Origin of the sequence: Neptuniibacter sp. QD29_5, from assembly GCF_047778125.1 — a bacterium.
Taxonomy (GTDB): Bacteria; Pseudomonadota; Gammaproteobacteria; order Pseudomonadales; family Balneatricaceae; genus Neptuniibacter.
In genome coordinates this window covers 294262-316923 of record NZ_CP180556.1, presented here as the reverse complement: position 1 = coordinate 316923, position 22662 = coordinate 294262, and the positions used below count along the sequence as shown (strand labels likewise).

Annotated in this window: 24 protein-coding genes; 15 read left to right on the top strand and 9 right to left on the bottom strand. The window is 44.7% G+C overall.

Translation table 11 applies throughout. From position 1 onward, the window contains the following. The 9 genes from ACMXYR_RS01335 (at window position 1) to ACMXYR_RS01295 (ending at window position 8511) form a co-directional block, all read left to right on the top strand. Complete coding sequence (locus ACMXYR_RS01335) at window positions 1–696, top strand: YggS family pyridoxal phosphate-dependent enzyme (protein ID WP_415902621.1); 696 nt, start codon at window positions 1–3, stop codon at window positions 694–696. 18 nt (window positions 697–714) lie between these two features. Then, window positions 715–1542 carry a pyrroline-5-carboxylate reductase gene (gene proC / locus ACMXYR_RS01330; protein WP_415902620.1) on the top strand — a complete coding sequence of 276 codons (828 nt, stop codon included), beginning with the start codon at window positions 715–717 and terminating at the stop codon, window positions 1540–1542. A 127-nt stretch (window positions 1543–1669) separates the two neighbouring features. Then, window positions 1670–2197 (top strand): YggT family protein, encoded by a 528-nt coding sequence (locus tag ACMXYR_RS01325; protein ID WP_415902619.1) that lies wholly within the window; start codon window positions 1670–1672, stop codon window positions 2195–2197. Between the two features lie 297 nt (window positions 2198–2494). Then, on the top strand, window positions 2495–3664 hold the full coding sequence (gene metX, locus ACMXYR_RS01320; RefSeq protein ID WP_415902618.1) for a homoserine O-succinyltransferase MetX: 1170 nt from the start codon (window positions 2495–2497) through the stop codon (window positions 3662–3664). Further along, window positions 3664–4254 (top strand): methionine biosynthesis protein MetW, encoded by a 591-nt coding sequence (gene metW, locus ACMXYR_RS01315; protein WP_415897395.1) that lies wholly within the window; start codon window positions 3664–3666, stop codon window positions 4252–4254. Before metX ends, metW begins: the two co-directional genes overlap by 1 nt. Before the next feature lie 12 nt (window positions 4255–4266). Next, the gene (locus ACMXYR_RS01310; RefSeq protein WP_415902617.1) at window positions 4267–4716 is read left to right on the top strand and encodes a DUF4426 domain-containing protein; all 450 of its coding nucleotides are present in this window, start codon (window positions 4267–4269) and stop codon (window positions 4714–4716) included. Window positions 4717–4780: 64 nt separating this feature from the next. Then, complete coding sequence (locus tag ACMXYR_RS01305; RefSeq protein WP_415902616.1) at window positions 4781–5383, top strand: XTP/dITP diphosphatase; 603 nt, start codon at window positions 4781–4783, stop codon at window positions 5381–5383. A 6-nt stretch (window positions 5384–5389) separates the two neighbouring features. After that, complete coding sequence (hemW, locus tag ACMXYR_RS01300; RefSeq protein WP_415902615.1) at window positions 5390–6532, top strand: radical SAM family heme chaperone HemW; 1143 nt, start codon at window positions 5390–5392, stop codon at window positions 6530–6532. 113 nt (window positions 6533–6645) lie between these two features. Further along, window positions 6646–8511, top strand: a complete 1866-nt coding sequence (locus ACMXYR_RS01295; RefSeq protein WP_415902614.1) for a methyl-accepting chemotaxis protein — start codon at window positions 6646–6648, stop codon at window positions 8509–8511. Between the two features lie 5 nt (window positions 8512–8516). Here the strand turns inward: ACMXYR_RS01295 and ACMXYR_RS01290 are convergent, their stop codons facing one another. From ACMXYR_RS01290 to lptM, 6 genes are read right to left on the bottom strand one after another with little or no spacing between them, the layout of a single operon-like run. Next, window positions 8517–9236 carry an HAD family hydrolase gene (locus ACMXYR_RS01290; RefSeq protein ID WP_415902613.1) on the bottom strand — a complete coding sequence of 240 codons (720 nt, stop codon included), beginning with the start codon at window positions 9234–9236 and terminating at the stop codon, window positions 8517–8519. Beyond that, window positions 9233–10132 carry a tyrosine recombinase XerC gene (gene xerC / locus ACMXYR_RS01285; protein WP_415902612.1) on the bottom strand — a complete coding sequence of 300 codons (900 nt, stop codon included), beginning with the start codon at window positions 10130–10132 and terminating at the stop codon, window positions 9233–9235. The genes ACMXYR_RS01290 and xerC overlap by 4 nt, the downstream gene beginning before the upstream one ends. 19 nt (window positions 10133–10151) lie before the next feature. Beyond that, a complete protein-coding gene (locus ACMXYR_RS01280; protein ID WP_415893164.1) occupies window positions 10152–10835 on the bottom strand; it encodes a DUF484 family protein in 684 nt (227 codons plus the stop codon). Then, on the bottom strand, window positions 10832–11674 hold the full coding sequence (gene dapF / locus ACMXYR_RS01275) for a diaminopimelate epimerase (RefSeq protein ID WP_415902611.1): 843 nt from the start codon (window positions 11672–11674) through the stop codon (window positions 10832–10834). The genes ACMXYR_RS01280 and dapF overlap by 4 nt, the downstream gene beginning before the upstream one ends. Window positions 11675–11683: 9 nt before the next feature. Then, the gene (lysA, locus tag ACMXYR_RS01270) at window positions 11684–12940 is read right to left on the bottom strand and encodes a diaminopimelate decarboxylase (RefSeq protein WP_415886672.1); all 1257 of its coding nucleotides are present in this window, start codon (window positions 12938–12940) and stop codon (window positions 11684–11686) included. 10 nt (window positions 12941–12950) lie between these two features. Continuing rightward, the gene (lptM, locus tag ACMXYR_RS01265) at window positions 12951–13079 is read right to left on the bottom strand and encodes an LPS translocon maturation chaperone LptM (protein WP_415883207.1); all 129 of its coding nucleotides are present in this window, start codon (window positions 13077–13079) and stop codon (window positions 12951–12953) included. Between the two features lie 216 nt (window positions 13080–13295). On the opposite strand from lptM, the gene cyaY reads away from it, so the two are divergent. After that, window positions 13296–13628: an iron donor protein CyaY gene (cyaY, locus tag ACMXYR_RS01260; protein WP_415902610.1), complete on the top strand. Its 333-nt coding sequence runs from the start codon at window positions 13296–13298 to the stop codon at window positions 13626–13628. 1 nt (window position 13629) lies between these two features. Beyond that, window positions 13630–14196 carry an SIS domain-containing protein gene (locus ACMXYR_RS01255; RefSeq protein ID WP_415902609.1) on the top strand — a complete coding sequence of 189 codons (567 nt, stop codon included), beginning with the start codon at window positions 13630–13632 and terminating at the stop codon, window positions 14194–14196. 13 nt (window positions 14197–14209) lie between these two features. Here ACMXYR_RS01255 and waaA read toward each other — a convergent pair whose 3' ends face one another. After that, complete coding sequence (waaA, locus tag ACMXYR_RS01250; protein ID WP_415902608.1) at window positions 14210–15487, bottom strand: lipid IV(A) 3-deoxy-D-manno-octulosonic acid transferase; 1278 nt, start codon at window positions 15485–15487, stop codon at window positions 14210–14212. 89 nt (window positions 15488–15576) lie between these two features. On the opposite strand from waaA, the gene ACMXYR_RS01245 reads away from it, so the two are divergent. Both ACMXYR_RS01245 and ACMXYR_RS01240 read left to right on the top strand, forming a co-directional pair. After that, window positions 15577–16752, top strand: a complete 1176-nt coding sequence (locus ACMXYR_RS01245; protein ID WP_415902607.1) for an FAD-dependent oxidoreductase — start codon at window positions 15577–15579, stop codon at window positions 16750–16752. Beyond that, window positions 16749–17552 (top strand): aldo/keto reductase, encoded by an 804-nt coding sequence (locus ACMXYR_RS01240; RefSeq protein ID WP_415902606.1) that lies wholly within the window; start codon window positions 16749–16751, stop codon window positions 17550–17552. Before ACMXYR_RS01245 ends, ACMXYR_RS01240 begins: the two co-directional genes overlap by 4 nt. A gap of 28 nt (window positions 17553–17580) precedes the next feature. On the opposite strand, the gene hldE is transcribed toward ACMXYR_RS01240, so the two are convergent. Continuing rightward, window positions 17581–19014: a bifunctional D-glycero-beta-D-manno-heptose-7-phosphate kinase/D-glycero-beta-D-manno-heptose 1-phosphate adenylyltransferase HldE gene (gene hldE / locus ACMXYR_RS01235; RefSeq protein ID WP_415902605.1), complete on the bottom strand. Its 1434-nt coding sequence runs from the start codon at window positions 19012–19014 to the stop codon at window positions 17581–17583. 24 nt (window positions 19015–19038) lie between these two features. Further along, entirely contained in the window at window positions 19039–20766 is a 1728-nt protein-coding gene (msbA, locus tag ACMXYR_RS01230) for a lipid A export permease/ATP-binding protein MsbA (RefSeq protein WP_415902604.1), read from the bottom strand. 164 nt (window positions 20767–20930) lie between these two features. Here msbA and lpxL point away from each other — a divergent pair, with 164 nt between their 5' ends. Continuing rightward, complete coding sequence (gene lpxL / locus ACMXYR_RS01225; RefSeq protein WP_415902603.1) at window positions 20931–21851, top strand: LpxL/LpxP family Kdo(2)-lipid IV(A) lauroyl/palmitoleoyl acyltransferase; 921 nt, start codon at window positions 20931–20933, stop codon at window positions 21849–21851. Between the two features lie 8 nt (window positions 21852–21859). Further along, window positions 21860–22639 (top strand): glycosyltransferase family 32 protein, encoded by a 780-nt coding sequence (locus ACMXYR_RS01220; protein ID WP_415902602.1) that lies wholly within the window; start codon window positions 21860–21862, stop codon window positions 22637–22639. The last annotated feature ends 23 nt before the right edge of the window (window positions 22640–22662 follow it).

Below are 22662 nucleotides of genomic sequence, written 5' to 3'. Positions count from 1 at the left end.
ATGTCAATCATAGCAAAGAATCTGAATAAGGTTCGTTCTGAGATAGCTTCTTCAGCCACTAAAAGTGGACGAAAAACGTCAGATATAACCCTGTTAGCCGTCAGTAAAACTCGTCCTGCTAACGATATTCGTATTGCAGCTAACGAAGGTCAGGTGCATTTTGGCGAAAACTACCTACAAGAAAGCTTAGAAAAGATTAACGAGTTAAAAGCTCTTGGACTATGCTGGCATTTTATTGGCCCGTTACAATCCAATAAGACCCGCGCAGTCGCCGAAAACTTTGATTGGTTACATACCTTAGATCGTTTCAAGATCGCCAAAAGGCTCTCCGAACAACGCCCAGCAGACTTGGCACCCCTGAATGTATGCATTCAGGTCAATATTAGTAATGAAGAGAGCAAATCCGGTTGCCTGCCTAGTGAACTAACAGCTCTGGTCAATGTTATCAGCGAACTACCAAATATCTGTGTGCGAGGCCTCATGGCAATCCCCAAAGCGACTCAAGACGCACAGGAACAACAAGTCGCTTTTGCAAAAATGAAAGCACTACAACTTGAATTACAGGCTAAATACCCTCAACTAGACACACTATCCATGGGCATGTCTGGGGATATGGATGCAGCCATCGCTGAAGGTTCAACTATTGTACGAATTGGTACAGCTATTTTTGGCCCTAGAGCACCTAAATCCGCCTAATTTTTGTAAGGATCAATTGTGAATAACCAACCAACTCTCGCGTTTATCGGTGCTGGCAATATGGCTCGCGCTATCATTGGCGGCTTAGTCAGCAATGGCTACCCGACAGAAAGAATCTGGGCCAGCGAACCTGAAGCTGAACGCCTTGTCGATTTAAAGGAACAAGGTCTAAAAACAACTACAGACAACGACGAAGCTGTTCAAGCGGCAGATGTAGTGGTCCTTGCAGTTAAACCTCAGATTTTAAAAACAGTAACAGAATCGATTTCTGAAAGCGTACAAAGCTCTCAGCCGCTAATCGTTTCAGTTGCAGCCGGCATCATGACTACAAGCATCGACACTTGGTTAGGCGGTAATACCGCGATTGTTCGCTGTATGCCGAACACCCCAGCACTCGTGCAAACAGGCGCTAGCGGTCTATATGCAAACACTATAGTTACCGAGGAACAGCGTAAACAATCGGAGACTGTGCTAAATGCTACTGGCATTACATTGTGGGTCGATGAAGAGTCACAACTTGATGCCGTCACGGCTGTATCAGGATCTGGCCCGGCATATTACTTCCTTATCATGGAATCCATGATTGCTGCCGGTGAAAAATTAGGGCTTTCAAAAGAGACGGCTACCCAATTGACGCTACAAACCGCACTTGGTGCAGCTAAAATGGCAAAAGAGAGTGAGTTTGACCCAGCTGAATTACGACGCCGCGTGACCTCACCTAATGGTACAACAGAGCAAGCGATCAAATGCTTTATCGAGGGTCAACTCCCTGAGCTATTTGATAACGCAATGCAAGCGTGCAATGACCGTTCTGTCGAACTTGCTGAAGAATTGGGCAAAGATTAACAACATAGCCCAACAAAGGTTCAACATCACACAGCTACACTCTATACTGCGTGGAAGTTGAACCTAACTATAATTGTTTTACCAACAGATCAACGACATAGGAATTGATATGGCTCAGGATCCAATCGTGTTGATAATCCGCATGCTAGGCGAAATGTATGCGTTCATCATTATCTTGCGTTTCCTTTTACAATTGTCCCATGCCGACTATTACAATCCGATATCTCAAGCGATTGCCAAGTTGACGAACGTACCTGTAGTAGCAATCAGTCGTGCGGTGCCTCGTATTGGCAAATTTGATCTTTCCGCCTTGCTCTATGCAACGGTCGTGAAACTCGCAACACTGTTGTTGATCGTAATGGTATCGGGCATGAACATGCCCAACATTGTTCAACTATTGGTACTTGCCATTGTGGGTGTTGTTAATGGCATTCTGGAGATTTATTTCTGGGCGGTATTAGGCTCAGTTATTATCAGTTGGGTTGCGCCTGGCAGTTATCATCCTGGCCCACAATTAATTCAACAAGTCACACAGCCTCTATTTAAACTTGTGCAAAAGGTGATCCCACCTATAGGCGGTTTAGATTTGTCACCTATATTTATTTTCCTTGCGATTACAATCATACAATCCCAGTTAGGCAGATTTGTTTACTAACCAATAGAGCAGAGCGTTTCCGTTCGCTCTGCTCTATTTAATTGTTTGATAGTGAGTTTTTTACATTAATCGTTTGGACAAAAACGAGCTTGTGACGTAAAAACTCGTTAAAATAAGGCAACCTGATAAACTTGTTAGATCATTTTACTGAGATACCTAAGGTGACAGATTCAACTTTCATTTCTCTTGGTCGCGTACTCATCTTCTATGAGATGTGAAGCTCGACTCCTCTAGCGCATCTAGCGCTTCGTTTCGTTGTGTAATTTGAAAATTGCTGTTTTAGAGTCGAGATTAGAAATGCCTGCTGTTATTCCTGAAGATTCCGTTGGAATTGTTACACCTGAAATTATTGAATTTAATGAGCCCTTACAGCTTCAATGCGGCCGAACTTTAGATAAATACCACCTTATCATCGAGACCTACGGTGAGCTAAATAAAGATCGTTCAAATGCGATCCTGATCTGTCATGCCTTGTCAGGTAATCACCACGTTGCTGGCTATCACAACATGGACGATAAAAAGCCGGGTTGGTGGGATAGCGCTATCGGCCCAGGTAAAGCGATCGATACCAATAAGTTCTTTGTTATCGCGTTAAATAACCTAGGTGGTTGCCATGGCTCAAGCGGCCCTAACCAGATTAATCCTGAAACCGGCAAACCTTATGGCCCTGACTTCCCGATTGTAACGGTCAATGATTGGGTCGAAAGCCAAGCGCGTTTGGCTGATCGCTTCCGCATCGAGCAATTTGCAGCCGTTATTGGTGGAAGCTTGGGCGGCATGCAGGCGTTACAGTGGTCGATCAATTATCCTGATCGTCTGCGTCATTGCATGGTTATCGCAGCCGCACCTAAGTTATCAGCACAGAACATCGCCTTTAACGAAGTAGCTCGCCAAGCAATTAGTAAGGACTCTCAGTTCCATAACGGTCACTACTACGAGAAAGATGAAGTACCTAAAGTCGGCCTAATGCTGGCACGGATGTTGGGTCATATCACTTACCTATCAGATGACGGCATGCGCAGTAAATTTGGTCGTGAACTTCGTTCCGGACAGATCAGCTACGATTTTACACCGCAGTTTGAAATCGAGTCTTACCTTCGCTATCAGGGCGAGCGTTTCTCGACAGCATTTGACGCCAATACATACTTGTTGATGACTAAAGCTCTGGATTACTTCGATCCAACAGTGGATAGCGGAAAAAGCCTTCCAGAAGTGCTAGCACAAGCAAAAGCGAAGTTTATGGTAATCTCATTCACTACAGACTGGCGTTTCTCACCAGAGCGCTCACGCGAGATTGTGGATGCGCTAGTAGAAGCAGATAAACAAGTGAGCTATGCAGAAATTGAAGCAGCTCAAGGCCATGATGCGTTCCTAATCCCTATTCCTCGTTACCTAGACATCTTCTCTGCTTATATGGAGCGAGTTGAACAGGATACTGTGGCACTAAAAGTAGAGGAGAAAAGCTAATGCGCGCTGATTTAGAGCTGATCAAAGACTGGGTAGAACCTGGCAAGCGCGTGCTTGACCTTTGTTGTGGTGATGGTGAACTACTTCACTATTTGCAAACAGAGAAGAACGCGACTGGCTACGGTTTAGAAATTGGCCAAGACAATATCACAGATTGTGTACGCAAAGGCGTCAACGTAATCGAGAAAGATATTGAAGAGGGCCTAGCCTCAATCAAAGACAATACCTTTGATACCGTGATCATGACTCAGGCTATTCAAATCATGATGCGCCCAGACCAAATTGTTGATGAGATGCTTCGAATTGGTAAAGAGTGCATCGTTACTTTCCCAAATTTTGGGCATTGGCGGGCACGAGGATATCTGGCGTTCAGAGGTAAGATGCCAGTATCCAAGTTCCTACCCTATACTTGGTATAACACACCCAATACACATTTCTGTACGTTCAATGATTTTGAGCAGCTGTGTGTTGAACGCAATATCTACATCATGGAACGTACCGTTGTGGATAACGAACACCAACACCGGTGGTGGATCCATCTCTGGCCTAACATGCTGGGAGAAATTGCCATCTACCGGATTACAAAATAAGTGAGGCAGATAATGAATCGCTTAAGCAAATGGGCATCAGCTTTATTTTTGTCATTAATCGCACTCATTAGCCAACCCGTTCTGGCTGAACAGTTTGTAAAATATGACAACTACGAGATCCACTATAACGCTTTCTACAGTACTTTTATTAAGCCCGATGTAGCTCAGGCTATTGGTATCCAACGTAGTAAGCGACGTGCTTTGGTCAATGTATCAGTTTTAAAAATTAAGGATGGCGAGAAAAAACCGGTATCAGCGTTTGTAAAAGGCCAAGCAACAAGCTTGATACAACAATCGCAAAATCTCGACTTCAAAAAAGTCGATGAAGGCAATGCGATCTATTACATAGGTCAATTTGGTTTTACTGATGATCAAGTGATGCGCCTATCTCTAGAAGTGCAGCCGGACCCAAACAAACCCGCTTACACTGTAAAATTTGAACAACGCTTTTACGAAGAGTAAGCCCTAACAACTCACAAAAAGGCGCATTATCATGCGTCTTTTTTATTTTCAGTGCGGTGAAAGAATGATTAATAAAATTGTGCTCGCCAGTGGCAACAAAGGTAAGTTGAAAGAGTTTAATCAAGTTCTGGCAGACTTAGGTGTCGAAGTTTTACCTCAGTCTGAATTCAATGTCAGCGATGCCGATGAGACTGGTCTAAGCTTTGTTGAAAACGCCATTCTAAAAGCACGCCACGCTGCTGAAGTTACGGGGCTACCTGCACTAGCCGATGATTCAGGTCTAGAGGTGGATGCCCTTCAAGGTGCTCCAGGAATCTACTCAGCACGCTTTTCTGGCGAAGGAGCAACTGACGCTAAAAACAATGAGTTACTTCTAGAAAAACTTGAAGGTATTCCTAACGAACGACGCACTGCCCACTTCCGCTGTGTTTTAGTCTTTATGCGTCATGCTAACGACCCAACCCCATTAATCTGTCAGGGCAGCTGGGAAGGGACAATTCTCGAACAAGCTAGTGGAAGTAACGGTTTTGGATACGACCCGCTGTTCTGGATTCCTGAACTGGAAAAAGCATCAGCTGAATTAGCACCTGAACAAAAGAATCAACTCAGCCACCGTGGCCAAGCAGTTCAACTGCTGAAACAAAGCATCGAACCTTACTTGAAGTAACCATCTATGAGTCTGCAGCTGCCACCACTATCTCTTTACGTACACATCCCGTGGTGTGTGCGTAAATGCCCTTATTGCGATTTTAATTCTCATGCTCAGCGTGATGAACTACCCGAAGCAGAGTATATCCAATGCCTACTGGATGACCTAGAGTCCGAAAAGCATCTCGCACAAGGTCGCAGCATACAAACCATCTTTATTGGTGGCGGCACTCCCAGTCTATTTTCTGCGGATAGCTTTAAAAAATTACTGCAAGGCATTCACAATATTATCCCGCTGAAAAGAGATGCTGAGATCACGCTAGAAGCCAACCCTGGGACTTTCGAACAAGATAAATTTGTTGGCTATCGAGACGCAGGTATTAATCGACTCTCTATCGGCGTGCAAAGCTTCAACGATCAGCATCTCGCCAAACTCGGGCGAATACATAGTTCGGACAATGCAGTTAAAGCAGCCACTTTAGCGCGTGAGATTTTTCCTAAGTTGAATCTAGACTTGATGCATGGCCTTCCCGACCAGACGCTAGAAGGTGCATTAAGCGATTTAGAACAAGCTATAGCATTAAAACCTGATCATCTATCTTGGTATCAACTTACAATCGAACCCAACACAGAATTTCACTCTCGCCCACCGCTACTCCCTATCGATGACACTTTATGGGAGATCCAAGAACAAGGGCAAGCGTTGATCCGTACTGCAGGCTACAGCCAGTATGAAATCTCTGCCTATGCAAAATCTAATAAAAGCCGAGCCAAACACAATTTAAATTATTGGCAATTTGGCGACTATCTAGGCATAGGTGCAGGTGCTCATGGCAAGATCACACTTCCAGAGCAAAACAAAATCATTCGCCGCTGGAAACAGAAACAACCTAAAGCCTATATGAACCCAGAAACACGGTTAACAGGCGATACTGAAATAAGCCCTGAAGAGCTACCTTTTGAATTTATGCTCAATGCTTTGCGGCTTTATCACGGCGTTCCTACTGACCTTTTCACCCAAAGAACCGGCTTACCTCTATCCATTATTGAGCAATCATTAACAAAAGCCCGACAACAAAAACTACTAACAAAAGAGTTACATGCACTTTGCCCAACCGGGCAAGGTCGTTGTTTTTTAAACAATTTACTCGGTTTTTTTATGCACTAAGTAGTTTTACGGTTAGCAAACAAGATCATTTGTACTAACTTAAAGAATGAAATTGGATTTTTTGCCGACAGGGATCAGTTAGCACTCAAATTTTATTCCTAGGCGCAGTAAAAATGACAATAAAATTCAAACTTACGGCATTGATAGCGTTCATTATCATTTCGATCGCATCTATGTACGGCATGCTACATTTCGCAATCACTAATGTTTCCAGCTTAAAAGATGCTGAAACCGAAGTAAGTCACCTAGAAAGCAGTATGTTGACCCTAAGACGTCATGAAAAAGACTTCTTAGCACGAGATGACCTCAAATACCTAAAACGTTTCAACGAAACTATCGCTCAATTCCAGGCGGAAATAACCACTCTTGAAGAACATTTAGATCACGCCGGGATCCCTCACGAGAAGAGCAAGGATCTACACAAAATAATTGATACCTATGCAAACAACTTCCGCCAACTAGTAAAGTTAAAACAAGAAATAGGCCTATCTCCAAAAGAAGGCTTGCGCGGCGAATTGCGTAAAGCGGTTCACGGAGCTGAAAGTAAAGTAAAAGAACTAGAAAACTATCATCTACTTGCAGATATTTTACAGCTACGCCGTAATGAAAAAGACTTTCTAATTCGTAAAGACCTTAAATATCGCACAAAGTTTGAAGCCAACTTCGAGAAGCTAAATAACGATTTAGAAGCTGAGGTTTTCGATGAAGATGATATAGCTGAAACCCAGCAGCTGCTTTCCACTTATCGTTCAAAATTACTGACCCTGATCGATAACTACGAGAAGCTAGGCCTTAACAGTAAGCAAGGCTTGCTAGGCAATATGCGTAAATCGATCCACAAATCCGAAACACTGTTAGAAGAACAAGCAGCCGAGATTACAGAACGCTTAAATGCTGAAATTGATTCCATCAAACTACTCTCAAGCATTAAAGCACTCGTTATAGCGGGTATTGTTTCTGCAATTGCTCTTTGGATTGCTAATAATATCATTTCGCGTTTACGCGCCCTTCAACAGGTAATGGGTAACGCAAAAGAAAACAAAGATCTGACGGTTCGTTATGATGTTGTCGCGAACGATGAATTAAGCGATATGGGACGTAGTTTCAACAGCATGATGTCGGAGTTCCAAGGGTTATTGGAACGGGTAAATAATTCTTCTGTACAGTTAAGCGCCGCTGCCGAAGAAGTCTCCGCTATAGCTGTTGAAACCTCCCAAGGTTTAGAAACGCAAAAAACCCAAGTAGTCCAAGTATCAGCAGCTGTACAAGAGATGGAAAGCGCGATGCGTGAAATTGCTCATAACACAGAGCTTACCGCCCAAACAGCAAATCACTCACAACAGAGCGCTGCTGAAGGTCAACGAATCATCAGCCATGCGATTGAAAATATTAATAATCTCGCAGAAGGTGCCAGTCAGAGCACCGAGGCTGTCGCTCTGTTAGAAGAAAACGGTACGAAGATCGGTACAGTACTAGACGTTATTAAAGGTATTGCCGAACAAACCAACCTACTTGCACTTAACGCTTCTATTGAGGCTGCGCGCGCAGGTGATCATGGCCGTGGATTCTCAGTCGTAGCCGATGAGGTCCGAGGCTTAGCTGGTCGAAGCCAAGAATCTGCTACCGAAATAGATACTATGATTAGCGACCTACAGCAGCAAACAGGACAAGTATCCAACTTAATGATGCGTAGTGTCGAAGTCAGTGCACAAAGTGCCGAAGAGGCAGGGACTAGTATCAGTGCTTTGGATAAAATCATGAATGACGCAACCAATATTGTCGATATGACCTCTCAGGTGGCAGCTGCTGTAGAACAACAAACTGCCGTAGCAGGTGATATCAACAATAATGCTGAGCAGATCCAAACAATTGTCGCTGTAGCCAGCGAGCAAGTTGGTCAAAATGCTGAAGCGAGTGAAGAAGTCGCTAAACAAGCGGCTTACTTACAACAAATAGTAGGCCAGTTTAAAGTTAAATAATTACCTTAGAGAGTTATGCGGTTGCGAGCTTGCTGATTAATATCAGCAACTCGTGCCGGTAACTCACTTAAACACGACACCTGAGTGGACGCACTTGGTGATTTTTCATCTGATTGCAGATTAACCCAGATTGTCCACAACCCAACAGCTGCAGCGCCTTCCACATCGTGTTCATGATTATCACCCACATGGATAACCTGTTCTGGCCTTAACCCCGTATGCGCTAACATCTGTTCGAACATTAAAGGGTGAGGTTTCATCTGACCGACATCATCTGCTTTAAACTGGAAATCGATCAGATCCGCAAGACCCACTCTATGAATATCAGCATTACCATTACTCAACGCGCCCAACTGATAACCTTGCTGCTTCAACTCCAATAGTACTTCACGTGCATGCTCAAAAAAGATCACTTCCTGGCGGGCTTGAATAAATACCTGAAAAGCTTGAGCAGCCAAAACCTCTACATCATCCGCACTGTAGCCCGCTTTTTGCAGACCATGCTTCAGCTGAGCCATACGAATCAGCGTTACGCTATGGGCAATTTCTGGAGCATCTTCTAAAACTATCTGACGCAACCCCGCAAGATCATGTAACTTGTAATGCTGTAAAAATGCCGGTGCATGCTCAGATATCCAAGTAAACATAGTTTGGTTTGCATGCTGGATAACAGGATCGACAGCCCAAAGCGTATCGTCTAAATCAAAGGTAATGCAGCGTATCATTTCTGGCTCTTTTTCCGTGCGCGAGGGTGAGCACCTTCGTACACTTTCATTAAATGTTGGAAATCTAAGTGAGTGTAGATTTGTGTTGTTGATATATCTTCATGCCCTAGGAGCTCTTGTACGGCACGTAGGTCACTACTGGATTCAAGCATATGACTAGCAAAGCTATGGCGGAGTCTATGAGGGTGAACTTTGCCATTCACACCTAGATATTTGCCCCAATAATCCATCCGCTGCTGCACCGAGCGAACCGTAATACGGCTGCCTCGCTTACTAACAAAGAGAGCATTCTCATCATAGTTGGCCAATTCGTGACGCACATCTAGCCAGCGATCTAAGGCTTCAAGTGCCTTCCGGCCTATGGGCAACTCACGCTCTTTACGGCCTTTACCTACAACTCGCAGACTTCCCTCTGAGAGGTCTAAACTATATAGATCTATTGCCACCAGCTCTGATACACGTAGCCCTGACGAATACATAAGTTCCATCATTGCGGCATCACGAGCAGAGATATTATCGGTCACTGGCACATCGAGCAGCGTTCCCATCTGATCCACATCGAGTGTAGAGGGCAACTTACGAGGTGATTTAGGTGCTTGCACGGCTGCAGCAGGGTTTTGTTCTACTACCGATTCACGAGAGAGAAAATTATAGAAGCTACGGATGGCTGACAGAGAGCGCTGAATGCTGCTACCCGCCAGATCTTTACGGTGTAGTTGCGCCACGTACTGCCGAATGTGTTTAACTTCAACCGAAGACCACTCAGCCAGCACTTGCTGCTCAGTAAAATCGAGTAATTTATTGAGATCGCGACTGTAATTATCGAGGGTGTGAGGAGAGAGCTGGCGTTCAGTCGCTAGGTAATGAAGAAACTGCTCTAACAGCGCTTCTTTCAACTCTCTCCCCTATCTTTCTTTAGTGATCCTGCTGACGCAGAATACGAGAAGCTACGCGGCTTAATACTTCACCAACATAGCTTAGCAAGACTGTGCCTTGGCTACTGGTAAAGTAGTTTGCATCAAAGCTACCAATTGCCAACAAACCTAAAGTTTCGCCCTGCACTAACGGTACAACTGCAGCGGATTGAACTTTGATAGCTTCATCACCAAAAATGAATTCATTTTCAGCATCAGACAGACGTCCACAGCTCGGCAGATTAGTCCCAACCAAACTATCAATCACTGCCGCATCTTCACGCAACGTCAGGCGCAGGTTATTCACATCTAAAGGTTTGCTTGTGAACAAGATCAACGCTGTGCTATCGCTAGCAAAGTCTTGGCATAAGCTTTCATCAATCGCGACAGCGATATCATCCAGCGTTTCAGCTTCCAGTAATGCCAATACCATACGTTTAGTCTTTTCGAACTGCAGATCATTATGTCGTGCAATATCGATCAGATCAGAAAGGTGCGCTGTTAGGTTCTGGTTTTTTTCACGTAGAACCGTGGTCTGACGCTCAACCAAAGAGACAGCTCGACCTGTTTCATGAGGTACGTGTAATTTTTCCAGTAATTTTGCATTACCTGTGAAAAAGTCAGGGTGTTGCTGGAGGTATTCCGCTACCTGAGCTTCGCTAATCTGTCCTGTTTCTTCACTCATACGAAGATCTGTCCTTCATAAACCGTTGTTGCTGGCCCTGTCATAATAACGGGATGGCCTTCACCCTTCCACTCGATCTCAAGATCGCCACCAGGAAGATGAACTGTCACAGGCATATCGAGCAGACCGCGCAATTTACCTGCAACAACCGCGGCGCACGCACCGGTACCACAAGCAATCGTTTCACCAACGCCACGCTCAAATACACGCAAATTAACTTCATTGCGCGCCAATACCTGCATAAAACCGATATTCGCTTTTGCAGGGAAGCAGGTATGAGGTTCTAGCGCTGGGCCTAGTGTTTCTACTGGCGCTGTTTCGGTGTTATCCACAACCAAAACCCCATGCGGGTTACCCATAGATACCGCACTTAATTCAACTGTTTCAGCTGCGCCTTGATGATTGACTTCAACAGGGTAAGTAATCGCTTGCTGATCGGCCGTAAAAGGGATCTCTGAAGGCTGTAATATAGGCTGACCCATATTGACCTCAACTCGCTTATCTTCACGAATTTTCAGGCACATACGTCCATTAGCCGTCTGCACGATAACTTCAGACTTACCCGTTAAGCGCTTATCGCGAACAAACTTGGCAAAGCAACGAGCACCATTACCGCAGTTCTCTACCTCTGAGCCATCTTGATTGAAGATACGGTAACGAAAATCCACATCTGGATCTGAAGGTGGCTCAACGATTAATAGCTGATCGAATCCAACACCAAAGTTACGATCACCAAGCTTTTTTACCAGTTTAGGCGTAACTTTTACGCGCTGGGTCACTAGATCCAGCACCATAAAGTCATTACCTAAACCGTGCATTTTGGTAAAACGGACTAACATCAATAACCCCTAGCGATCTTTAGGTAGAAGTTGCTCACCTTTAACCAGATCAGCTAGCGTTTCACGCTTACGAATCAGGTGGAATTGATTGTCATCAACCATCACTTCCGCAGGACGGCCACGGCTGTTGTAGTTAGACGCCATCACAAAGCCATAAGCGCCTGCAGAACAAACAGCGAGTAAATCACCAGCTTCTAGTGTTAGCGCACGATCTTTACCTAAGAAGTCACCCGTTTCACAAACAGGACCTACAAGATCCCATTGTTTCTCTTCACCACCTTCGCGCAACATTACCGGAACAATCTCCTGATAAGCGCTGTATAAAGATGGACGGATCAAGTCATTCATTGCACCATCAATGATTGCGAAATTCTTCTCGCCAGTGCACTTCAAAAACTCAACACGAGTCAGCATCACACCAGCATTGGCCGCGATAGAACGACCAGGCTCAAAAATCAGCTCAAGATCACGACCTTCAACTTTCTTAAGAACTTCAGAAATATACTCTTGAGGCGTTGGAGGCACTTCATCGGTGTAACAAACACCTAGACCACCACCCAAATCCAAATGCTTAATTGTGATGCCTTGCTCGGCTAACTGATCCACTAGTACCAATACACGGTCGAGTGCATCTAGGAATGGAGTAACTTCCGTTAGCTGACTGCCGATGTGGCAGTCCATACCGACAACATCAACATTTTCCATCTGAGCTGCGCGGCCATAAATGCGTACAGCTTCATCAATATCGATACCAAACTTATTCTCTTTCAAACCTGTAGAGATATAAGGATGGGTACCTGCATCTACGTCTGGGTTCACACGGAATGAGATCGCAGCCACTTTGCCTTCAGCACCAGCGACTTCGTTTACACGCTCTAGCTCTGCTTCCGACTCAATGTTAAAGCAACGAATACCGACTTCCAGAGCACGCGCAATTTCTGCTGGCTGTTTACCAACACCAGAGAAAACAACTTTGGAAGCATCGCCACCTGCACGTAGAACACGTTCTAGCTCACCGGCAGATACAATATCGAAACCAGCACCTAGGCGCGCAAGTACATTTAGCACGGCAATGTTGGAGTTAGCTTTTACGGCATAACAAACTAATGAGTCATGCCCTTCTAATGCATCTGCGTATGCTAGGTAAGCACGCTCAAGTGCATCACGAGAATACACATAGGTTGGTGTACCAAACTCTTCGGCAACGCGTGTTAAAGCAATTTCTTCACAGCAGAGCTGCCCATTTTTATATTCGAATGAATCCATGAAAATTCTCTTACTTCTGCTGTGACTTTTTCTGATTTTCTGCATCAGGCAGATACAATGGGCCTTTCTGGCCACATCCGCCCAGTACTAACATACTAAGCAGGACAACTAATCCAATTCGTTTGGTCTGCGTTTTCACAGTGGGAATCCCATTAAACGGTCTAATGCGTCGATTATACCTAGTTCACAGAGATTTCATAAAAACGTTTTTCATATCCAAGCAGATATAAAGAAAAAACTGCCTTTTAATCGATAATTTTGGGAGTTAATGAGAACCATTCTTCGGCTTTTAGCTATTGCTTGATATACTTCGCCTCTATAAACACGATTTCAAGGCAACTACGCCGGAGTAAACATGACTGAAAGCGAATTTAACGATCTGGTTGATGAAACATTAGAGCAGATTGAAGAAGTGCTAGATGATGCAGAAACCGATATTGATGTTCAGTTCGGCGGTGGAATTTTAACGATCATCTGTGAAAACCGCACTCAGCTTATTTTTACCCGTCAGGCTCCTGTTAAACAACTATGGTTGGCAACCAAGAGCGGTGGTTTCCACTTTGACTATGATAAAAACCTTAACAGCTGGGTTTTGGATAGCGACGGCCAAAAGCTTGAAGATTTCTTCGGTAAAGCCTTTGCTGAACAAGCGGGTGAAACTCTGATTTTCGATCTATCTGGAGCTTAATATGTCATTCTCAAATGCGCTACAACGCCACTTTGACACCTTTAACCAGTTAGACAAAATTGCTGCTGATAGCCAACTTCTGGCCGATCAAATAGAGCAATGTTTCGACCAGAGTGGCAAATTGATCTTTATGGGTAACGGCGGCAGCGCAGCCGACAGCCAGCATCTAGCCGCTGAGTTTGTTGTACGTTACAAAGCGGAACGTCGCCCACTCGCAGCGATAGCACTTACGGTTGATACTTCGATTCTTACCGCTCACAGCAACGACTACAGTTATGATTCTGTTTTCACTCGTCAGCTACAAGCATTAGCCAAGCCTGAAGACCTAATCATCGGCATATCGACTTCAGGAAACAGTGCTAACGTCATTGATGCTATTGAAGCGGCGAAAGAGATCGGTTGCACCACTTGGGCTTGGACAGGCTCTCACGGTGGTAAGCTAAACGATATTGCCGACCACTTAATCCGCGTACCATCTGATGAAACAGCACGCATTCAAGAAGCCCACATTTTTGTAGGGCACTGGTTGTGCGAAGAGATGGACAGACGAACCACTAGCAACGTCTAATGGTTCGTCCGCATTAATTTCTATTAATGCAGACCCGCTCAGTCAAGGCGTATAAACGATCCAATGCGCCTTGATTTTCCATCACAAATGCCTGACCTAACTCGCCAATTCTCTCTCTTTCAGCAGGCGCTTTTATCAATTTCTCGATCTGTTGCAGCAATGCCGTTTCATCTTCGACTACAACCAACCCGCCAGCTTCGCGTAAAGAGTCGCAAATAATTTGGAAGTTAAAGAAGTGTGGCCCCATAACAACGGCTTTCTTTAAAACTGCTGGCTCCAATGGATTATGCCCACCGCGCTCAATTAAACTACCGCCAACAAACGCAATATCAGCCGCCGCTAACAGCTTCATAAGTTCACCCATAGTGTCGCCAAGATACACTTGAGTTTTAGTGCTCGGCTGTTGACCTAAGCTACGACGCGCCAACTTAAAACCTTGCTGTTTTATAAGCTCCGCCACTCCGTCAAATCGTTCTGGGTGGCGAGGAACAATGACCAGCAATAGCTCTGGAGTGCTCTCCAACAGCTTGTGATATACATTTAAGATCGCACTTTCCTCGCCTTCATGCGTACTTGCAGCAATAAAGACAGGTCGATCTAAACCCCACATTTCTCGTAGGGCTACAGCCAAACGCTCACTCCCTTCTGGAGCTGAGACATCAAATTTGATGGAACCGGTTACCTCCAAAGCGCTCTTTGGAAGGCCTAAATCAACGAACCGCTGACCATCAACGCTATTTTGCGCAGCTATCTTAGTGATCTGCTTTAGCATCTGATCAGCCATCTTGCTGAAACGAGCGTAACCTTTTGCAGATCTTGCCGACAAACGCGCATTGGCCACTAACACTGGCACATCATGTTTGGCACAACCTGCAATCATGTTTGGCCATAATTCAGTTTCAACGACCACACAACCGCGTGGCTTCACTTTGGATAGAAAACAATTAATCGCACAAGGCGCATCATAAGGGCAGTAATAGTGAGTCACGCTATCACCGAAGGTATCGATGATTCGCTCAGCTCCCGTCGGTGTCATAGTAGTCATCACAATGGGCAGCTGCGGATAGCGGGCTTGTATCAGCTTAACGAGAGGAATAATCGCAAGCGCCTCACCAACAGATACGGCATGAATCCACAAAGGACGATCTTCAAAGGCTGGCGATTGAAAAAACCCAAGTCGCTCTTGCCAACGCTGGCGATAAGCGGGCGCCTTACGACCTCGCAACCATAACTTCAGCAGAATAAACGGTAGAGCGATATAAAACAGGCAAGTATAGAGAGTGCGATTCATAAAAAGTAAGCACGCCAGTCGACAATAAAGTCGCCTAGTATAACACGCATCGGCTAGCTCCTAAGCGCCCCCATGCTTATAATGCCGTTATGAATACACTTAAACTTGATCTCGTAATCGTGGGCGGCGGCGTTGCTGGCCTTTGGCTTCTCAATAGAGCAGTAAAAGATGGACTAAATGCCATTTTACTGGAAAAAGACACCTTAGGAGGCGGACAAACCATCCGCGCACAAGGGATCATTCATGGCGGTACCAAGTATGCGCTAAATGGCGTACTGACCCAAGCCTCCAATACGATTAAAGAGATGCCGCAACGCTGGCGTGATTGCCTAAATGGCAACGGCGAAGTAGACCTCACCTCGGTAGAAGTTCTATCTGAAGCTCACTATATGTGGTCTAAAGGCTCTTTAGGCTCTCGCATGACTACCTTCTTTGCGACCAAAGCCTTTCGCGGACGTGTTGAAGAGGTATCAAAATCAGATCGCCCTAAAGTGTTTTCTAATTCTAAATTTAAAGGGTCTCTCTACCGTTTGAATGAACTGGTATTAAACGTACCAACCGTGATTAATGCACTGAGAGCACCTGTTGAAGATCGCATATTCAAAGCGGATCTCAACCAAGCTGAAATCCAGATTCAGGATCAACAGATTCAGAGCATCGCCTTTAAGGAGCATGACCTAACACTGGAAACTGCTCAGTTGGTGCTAACCTCTGGTGAAGGCTACGAATCTATTGCTGGTCAATTAGCGCTAGAACAGCCTGAGATGCAAAAACGCCCTTTGCATATGGTGATGGTCAAGCACGACCACAATTTGCCTACGTTTGCCCACTGTATTGGTACTGGCAGCAAACCAGTAGCAACGATTACTACTCACCCTTGCAGTGATGGTAAACAGGTTTGGTACCTTGGCGGCGATGTGGCTGAAACCGGGTTAGATCGCTCTCCATCTGAACAAATTGAATTTGCTAAAAAAGCTATTTCAGATCTTCTCCCTTGGGTCGACCTTTCAGATGCGCAATGGAGCACATTCCATGTCAATCGTGCTGAACCAAAGCAATCATCTCTATCAAGGCCCGATTCTGCTTTTGCACAGAAAGTCGGCAATTGCATCGTGGCTTGGCCAACAAAATTAGCACTATCGCCTGATTTAGCCGATCAAGTGTTACCTTTATGTAAGAAAATATCATCTGATACTGACCTTTCGCCTCTAAGTGCTCTTCCTAAGCCAGAAACCGCACAGCCTTTATGGGAGAGTGAGTTTTGATTAAACGAGAACTAGCGCAAACAGGTTTAAAGATCTCACCCATCGGCCTAGGCACTGTAAAAATCGGTCGTGATAAAGGCGTCAAATACCCAACAGGCTTTACCATCCCTGATGACAAAGCAGTGCTTGATTTAATCGCACAAGCTAAAGATTTAGGCATCAACCTGATCGATACAGCCCCTGCTTATGGTAATAGCGAAGAGCGCTTAGGACCTCTACTTCAGGGACAACGTCACGACTGGATTATCTGCTCAAAAGTTGGTGAAGAATTTGACAATACTACTGGTGAATCCGGCTTCAATTTCACACCGGAGCATGTGCAATACAGTGTCGAGCGTAGTCTTAAACGCTTACACACTGATTATATTGATATGTTACTAGTGCACTCTGATGGAAATGATGTAGAGATCATCCGCAAATACGGCATTTTGGATGTTCTAGAGGAATTAAAACAGTCAGGAAAAATCCGCGCGACCGGCATGTCGACTAAGACTGTTGAAGGCGGACTATTAGCTTTAGAGAAATCTGATTGCGCGATGGTGACCTACAATTTGAACCATCGAGATGAGGAAGCAGTTCTGGACTACGCAGCCCAAAATAACAAAGGCATATTGCTTAAAAAGGCACTCGCTTCGGGTCATATCTGCCTAGATCAAACTCAAGATCCTATTCAAGGGAGTTTTGACTTTATTTATGCCCATCCTGGCGTGACTTCAGCTATTATCGGCACAATCAATCCTAAGCATCTAGCGAGTAATGTGAACGCGGCGAATACCGCGCTCAGTAAACTTGCGATCTAAGCTAGCTTAACCAGAGTGCGATAGCCGACTATTCGTCGCTATCGCCCTGAATTTTCTCAACAATGGCTGTAGTAGAGCAGTTATCAAGGAAAGAAAGCACTCTAACCTCACCACCATAGCTACGCACAAACTCACCGCCAACAACACCTTCAATGCCATAGTCACCACCTTTAACTAAGACATCAGGCTTCACCTGTTCCAGCAAACGCTCTGGAGTATCTTCAGTAAAGTACAGCACCCAATCGACCGCTTCCAAACCAGACAATACTGCCATGCGACGCTCAACCGGGTTAATAGGGCGACCCGGTCCTTTTAAACGACTAACGGATTCATCGCTATTGATAGCCAAGACAAGGCGATCACCTTGCGCTCTTGCTTGCTCAAGATAACCTACATGACCCGCATGTAAGATATCAAAGCAACCATTAGTAAAGACAATACTCTCGCCTGCAGCACGCGCATCAGCTAACGCAATCAGTAACTGCTCTTCAGTCACTACACCGCGCTCAGCACCTTGTTCTTTACTCACTGCACGACGCAGTTCTGGCGCACTGATAGCCGCAGTGCCCAATTTACCTACAACAATGCTCGCTGCAATATTAGATAAAGCCACAGCATTAGTGAGTTCCTCACCCGCCGCCAAGGCAGAAGCTAGGGTAGAGATAACTGTATCGCCTGCACCCGTAACATCAAAAACTTCACGTGCACGTGCAGGAAAATGAACTTCATCACCCTCGGCAAGAATCAAGGTCATACCATGTTCACTGCGGGTCACTAGCAAAGCGTCTAGCTCAAGCTCCTTCGCAAGAGCCTGCCCTTTAGAAACCAGTTCTTCATCAGAGGCACAGTGCCCAACAATCGCTTCAAATTCGGACAGGTTCGGCGTCAATAAGGTCGCACCACGATACTTACTAAAGTCACTGCCTTTAGGATCAACCAGCACAGGTACATTTTCGGCTTTTGCTGCTTTAATTAAACCTTGGCAATCAGACAGGGTACCTTTACCGTAATCTGACAGTACCAAAACGCCAACATTACCTAATAAAGGCTCTAATTCTGACTGAATACTTTCGCTGTGCTCTGCCGAGAAAGCTTCTTCAAAATCCAAGCGAATCAACTGTTGATGGCGACTAATAATGCGTAATTTAGTGATCGTTGGCTCGTCTTCGGTAATCGAAAAAGCACAGTTCACTCGAGCAGATGTCAGCTGCTTCTGAAGCGCTTCACCTGCTTCGTCTTTACCAACCAAACCGACCAAAGAAACACCTGCCCCTAAGGCTGTTACATTTAATGCAACGTTAGCAGCACCACCTGGGCGATCTTCATTCTGCTCAACTTTTACCACTGGCACCGGTGCTTCAGGCGAAATTCTTGAGGTCGGCCCATGCCAATAACGATCCAGCATCAGGTCCCCTACAACTAGAACCTGTGCTTTATCAAAACGTGGCATATTGATTTTCATTCAATTTCTCCGTGACTAAGATGCTCAGTCATTTTCAGTAAACTGCTTCTGGTAAAGGTCCGCATACATTCCACCTTGCTCTAAAAGCTCTGTATGCGATCCTTTCTCCATAATTTGGCCTTGATCCATCACAACAATCTGATCTGCTGACTCTATAGTTGAAAGTCGATGCGCGATTACCAAGGTTGTTCGCCCTTTCATCACATTCTCTAGAGCCGCTTGGATATGACGTTCTGACTCTGTATCCAATGCTGATGTAGCTTCATCAAGAATAAGCACTGGGGCATTTTTCAATATTGCACGCGCAATCGCGATGCGCTGACGCTGACCACCCGATAGTTTGGTACCTTTCTCACCAACATGGGTATCTAATCCGTCAGACATACGCTCAACAAACTCCATTACATGGGCAGCACGAGCTGCCTCTATAATCGCTGACTCGCCGATATCAGAATCGGTGCCATAGGCTATATTCTCACGAATTGTGCCATCAAATAGGAATACATTCTGAGTTACTAAGGCAATCTGAGATCGTAAAGAGATCAACTCGTACTCATCCAGCCTATGTCCGTTTAAGAGAATCGCTCCACTGGTCGCTTCATAAAAACGAGGAATCAAACTTGCCAAAGTGGATTTACCACTGCCCGACCTACCTACTAGAGCCACAGTTTGCCCAGGCTCAACTTCAAGATTTAGGCGATTTAGGACAGGTTTATTTGGCAGGTAAGAGAAACTAAGATCTTTAAACTCAAGACGACTACTCCCTGTATCAGCCTTAGCAACCAAAGTTCCTGTATTTTCTTCTACAGTTTCATCGACTAGCTCAAAGATACTTTTAGCTGCTGCAATACCCCGTTGAATGGCACTATTTACTTCTGTTAATGCACGCAAAGGTTTAGCAATAAGGCCCGCCGCAATAATAAACGCGATAAACTGACCTGCTGTCATATCATTATTCATCATTGGGTGTAGCGCTAAAAAGATAAGTAACGCTAAAGCGCTAGAAACAATAATCTGAACAATCGGAACGCTCAAACCTTCAGTAAAAGCCAATTTCAAGCTTTGACGCAGATTCTGCCCACTAGCTTGTTCAAAACGCTCTCGTTCTTTGTCGCAGCCTCCAAATGTACGGACAATCTGAACGCCTTGAACGTTTTCAGAAGCGACGTGCGTTACATCGCCCATAGAATCTTGAATTCGATGACCTAAACGGCGAAATCGCTTAGATGCGATCATTACAACCAAAGCGATTAAAGGAGATACTGCTACAAAAACAAGAGTCAGCTGCCAATTGAGATAAAGCAGATAACAAAACAGGCCTATGACTGTCATACCTTCACGCACAGTCACCTTTAGAGAATCGGTAGCAGCCGTTGTTACTTGCTCAACATTGTATGAAATTTTAGAAAGAATATGCCCAGAAGCATTATTATGAAAATAATCGAGCGGTATTTGCAGCAACTTATCAAACATCACAAGCCTAAGCTGATGCACGACATTACGCGCCACATAAGCGGTGAAGAAATTACCCATAAAGGTGCCAATACCTCGGACAATGGCAATGCCAATCACGGCTAAAGGGCCATAAATGTATGTATCCTCTTTTGCCTCACTGATAGCATCAATCAAGTACTCCATCAATGCAGCAAAACCGGTCTGTGCACCGGCATAAAGGATAAATCCCAAGATTCCCAATAAAAAAGGTAGCCAATAAGGTCGAACATAAGTTAGCAGACGAAAATAAATTTTCATCCCCACACCTTTTTCTTGGTCATGATTAGACATAGATGAGTATAAATCCTCAGAAATTAGGCCGGCATTATAACCTGACGCTCTAACTTCCCCAACCTTCTCTCTGGCTGACGAACAAGGACACACGTATAATCAGCCGCTTATTGATCAAGATCTGATTGACTGTGAATAAAACTGAATCCTTTTTAGCCCCAAAATACTGGCCAACTTGGCTAGGCATTATTCTGCTTAGAATGCTCGCTTTACTGCCTTTTAAAATGGGTTTAGCTTTCGGCCGTCTTCTAGGTATTGCACTTTACTATTTGCTACCAAAGCGCCGACACATAACGAATGTTAACTGCCAGTTATGCTTTCCTGAACTCAACGAAGCCGAGCGCAACCAATTTATTCGAGAGGTGTTCAAAAATAACAGTATCGGTTTAGTAGAGACCGCTTGGTCATATTGGGGAAACAAAAAAGCTCTACAAGAGCGTACAGAATATCGCGGCTTTGAATTGCTGGACGACGCGTTAAGCCAAGGCAGAGGCGTAATTTTGCTTGGAGCCCATTATTCTCACTTAGATTTAGGCGGCATGCTCTTTTCTGGGCATGGCGCTCCACTGATCTCTATGTACCGCCAACACAATAATCCGTTAATGGAAAAAACAATCAGCGAGGGACGTGCTTCGTTTAGCCGTCCGATTGAGCGAAAACAGTTGAGAGAAATTATCCGCTGTCTCAAGAAAAATCAGGTTGTTTGGTATGGGCCTGATCAAGATATGGGTCATAAAACATCGGTGTTTGTGCCTTTTTTTGGTCAAACAGCAGCTACCGTGACAGCTACAACTCGCATGGTGAAATTGAACAACTCCCCTCTTCTATCAATGCAACAACGCCGTAAAGAAGACGATTCAGGCTACATTGTAGAAATTGTTCCTGTGGAAAATTTTCCTAGCGGGGATGAAGTTGAGGACGCTACATTGGTGAATTTAGCCGTTGAAGCAGGCGTAAGGAAAGCACCCACACAATATATGTGGGTTCACAAACGATTTAAAACACAGTTAAATGGCAAGGAAAGCCCTTATCAGAAATCCTCAACGCAGTAGGACCACAGATGAAATTGCCTTTAAAGATCATTCTAGTTAATCGACTTGCCAAGCTTTTTGGAGCATTGGTGAAAGGGTTTTCTTTTATTTTCCATTTTTTATTTCCAAAGAAACGCTTCACTATCCCAACGCAGAGCGATCCTATAGTCAAATCAAAGAAGACCACTAAGATTCCAAAAATCATCTGGCAGACGAACTACACAAACCGTGTCAGCTTGCCTGTTTATTGTAATTACCTATTCAATCGTTTGATTTCACCCGATTTTGAATACCGTTATGTCAGCACAGAAGATCGTCTTACGTTTATCAAAGAGAATACCCCTCCGGAAATTTCCAATGCGTATGAGAAATTGACTGATGGCGCTGCTCAGGCCGACCTTTGGCGCATGATCACCCTAAACCAGCTTGGTGGTATCTATATGGATATTGATGCTCATGCTGTTTGGCCAATATCTAAAATGATCAATGAGGAAGATGAAGAGGTGTTTCTTCTTAACAAAGAGCACTTCACTAACTATTTTATTGCCAGCGCACCTCAGAATCGCTTTTTGACCAAGACAATTGAAACTATTGTCAAAAACATTCAGGACAAAAACATAGGCCGTGGCGTCTATGATCTAACTGGCCCCGCTGTATTTAATAACGCAATCGGCGAAGAAAGCGTCAATCATAGATATTACAAAATCACTTGTATTCAAGGCAGCTTTACCAATGAGCATTTCCAATATATCGATAAGCCGAGAGGAAAGTGGACTCATGCAAAGAAAGAAGACCTTCTTAAAGACTAACTTCGAACAAAAAAAAGCCAAAA

What these genes read in the sequence shown, in the direction of transcription:
- ACMXYR_RS01335 (WP_415902621.1), top strand. Translation starts at nt 1, where the DNA reads ATGTCAATCATAGCAAAGAATCTGAATAAGGTTCGTTCTGAGATAGCT.
- metX (WP_415902618.1), top strand. Translation starts at nt 2,495, where the DNA reads ATGCCTGCTGTTATTCCTGAAGATTCCGTTGGAATTGTTACACCTGAA.
- metW (WP_415897395.1), top strand. Translation starts at nt 3,664, where the DNA reads ATGCGCGCTGATTTAGAGCTGATCAAAGACTGGGTAGAACCTGGCAAG.
- ACMXYR_RS01310 (WP_415902617.1), top strand. Translation starts at nt 4,267, where the DNA reads ATGAATCGCTTAAGCAAATGGGCATCAGCTTTATTTTTGTCATTAATC.
- ACMXYR_RS01305 (WP_415902616.1), top strand. Translation starts at nt 4,781, where the DNA reads ATGATTAATAAAATTGTGCTCGCCAGTGGCAACAAAGGTAAGTTGAAA.
- hemW (WP_415902615.1), top strand. Translation starts at nt 5,390, where the DNA reads ATGAGTCTGCAGCTGCCACCACTATCTCTTTACGTACACATCCCGTGG.
- ACMXYR_RS01295 (WP_415902614.1), top strand. Translation starts at nt 6,646, where the DNA reads ATGACAATAAAATTCAAACTTACGGCATTGATAGCGTTCATTATCATT.
- ACMXYR_RS01290 (WP_415902613.1), bottom strand. Translation starts at nt 9,236, where the DNA reads ATGATACGCTGCATTACCTTTGATTTAGACGATACGCTTTGGGCTGTC.
- ACMXYR_RS01280 (WP_415893164.1), bottom strand. Translation starts at nt 10,835, where the DNA reads ATGAGTGAAGAAACAGGACAGATTAGCGAAGCTCAGGTAGCGGAATAC.
- dapF (WP_415902611.1), bottom strand. Translation starts at nt 11,674, where the DNA reads ATGTTAGTCCGTTTTACCAAAATGCACGGTTTAGGTAATGACTTTATG.
- lysA (WP_415886672.1), bottom strand. Translation starts at nt 12,940, where the DNA reads ATGGATTCATTCGAATATAAAAATGGGCAGCTCTGCTGTGAAGAAATT.
- cyaY (WP_415902610.1), top strand. Translation starts at nt 13,296, where the DNA reads ATGACTGAAAGCGAATTTAACGATCTGGTTGATGAAACATTAGAGCAG.
- ACMXYR_RS01255 (WP_415902609.1), top strand. Translation starts at nt 13,630, where the DNA reads ATGTCATTCTCAAATGCGCTACAACGCCACTTTGACACCTTTAACCAG.
- waaA (WP_415902608.1), bottom strand. Translation starts at nt 15,487, where the DNA reads ATGAATCGCACTCTCTATACTTGCCTGTTTTATATCGCTCTACCGTTT.
- ACMXYR_RS01245 (WP_415902607.1), top strand. Translation starts at nt 15,577, where the DNA reads ATGAATACACTTAAACTTGATCTCGTAATCGTGGGCGGCGGCGTTGCT.
- hldE (WP_415902605.1), bottom strand. Translation starts at nt 19,014, where the DNA reads ATGAAAATCAATATGCCACGTTTTGATAAAGCACAGGTTCTAGTTGTA.
- msbA (WP_415902604.1), bottom strand. Translation starts at nt 20,766, where the DNA reads ATGAAAATTTATTTTCGTCTGCTAACTTATGTTCGACCTTATTGGCTA.
- ACMXYR_RS01220 (WP_415902602.1), top strand. Translation starts at nt 21,860, where the DNA reads ATGAAATTGCCTTTAAAGATCATTCTAGTTAATCGACTTGCCAAGCTT.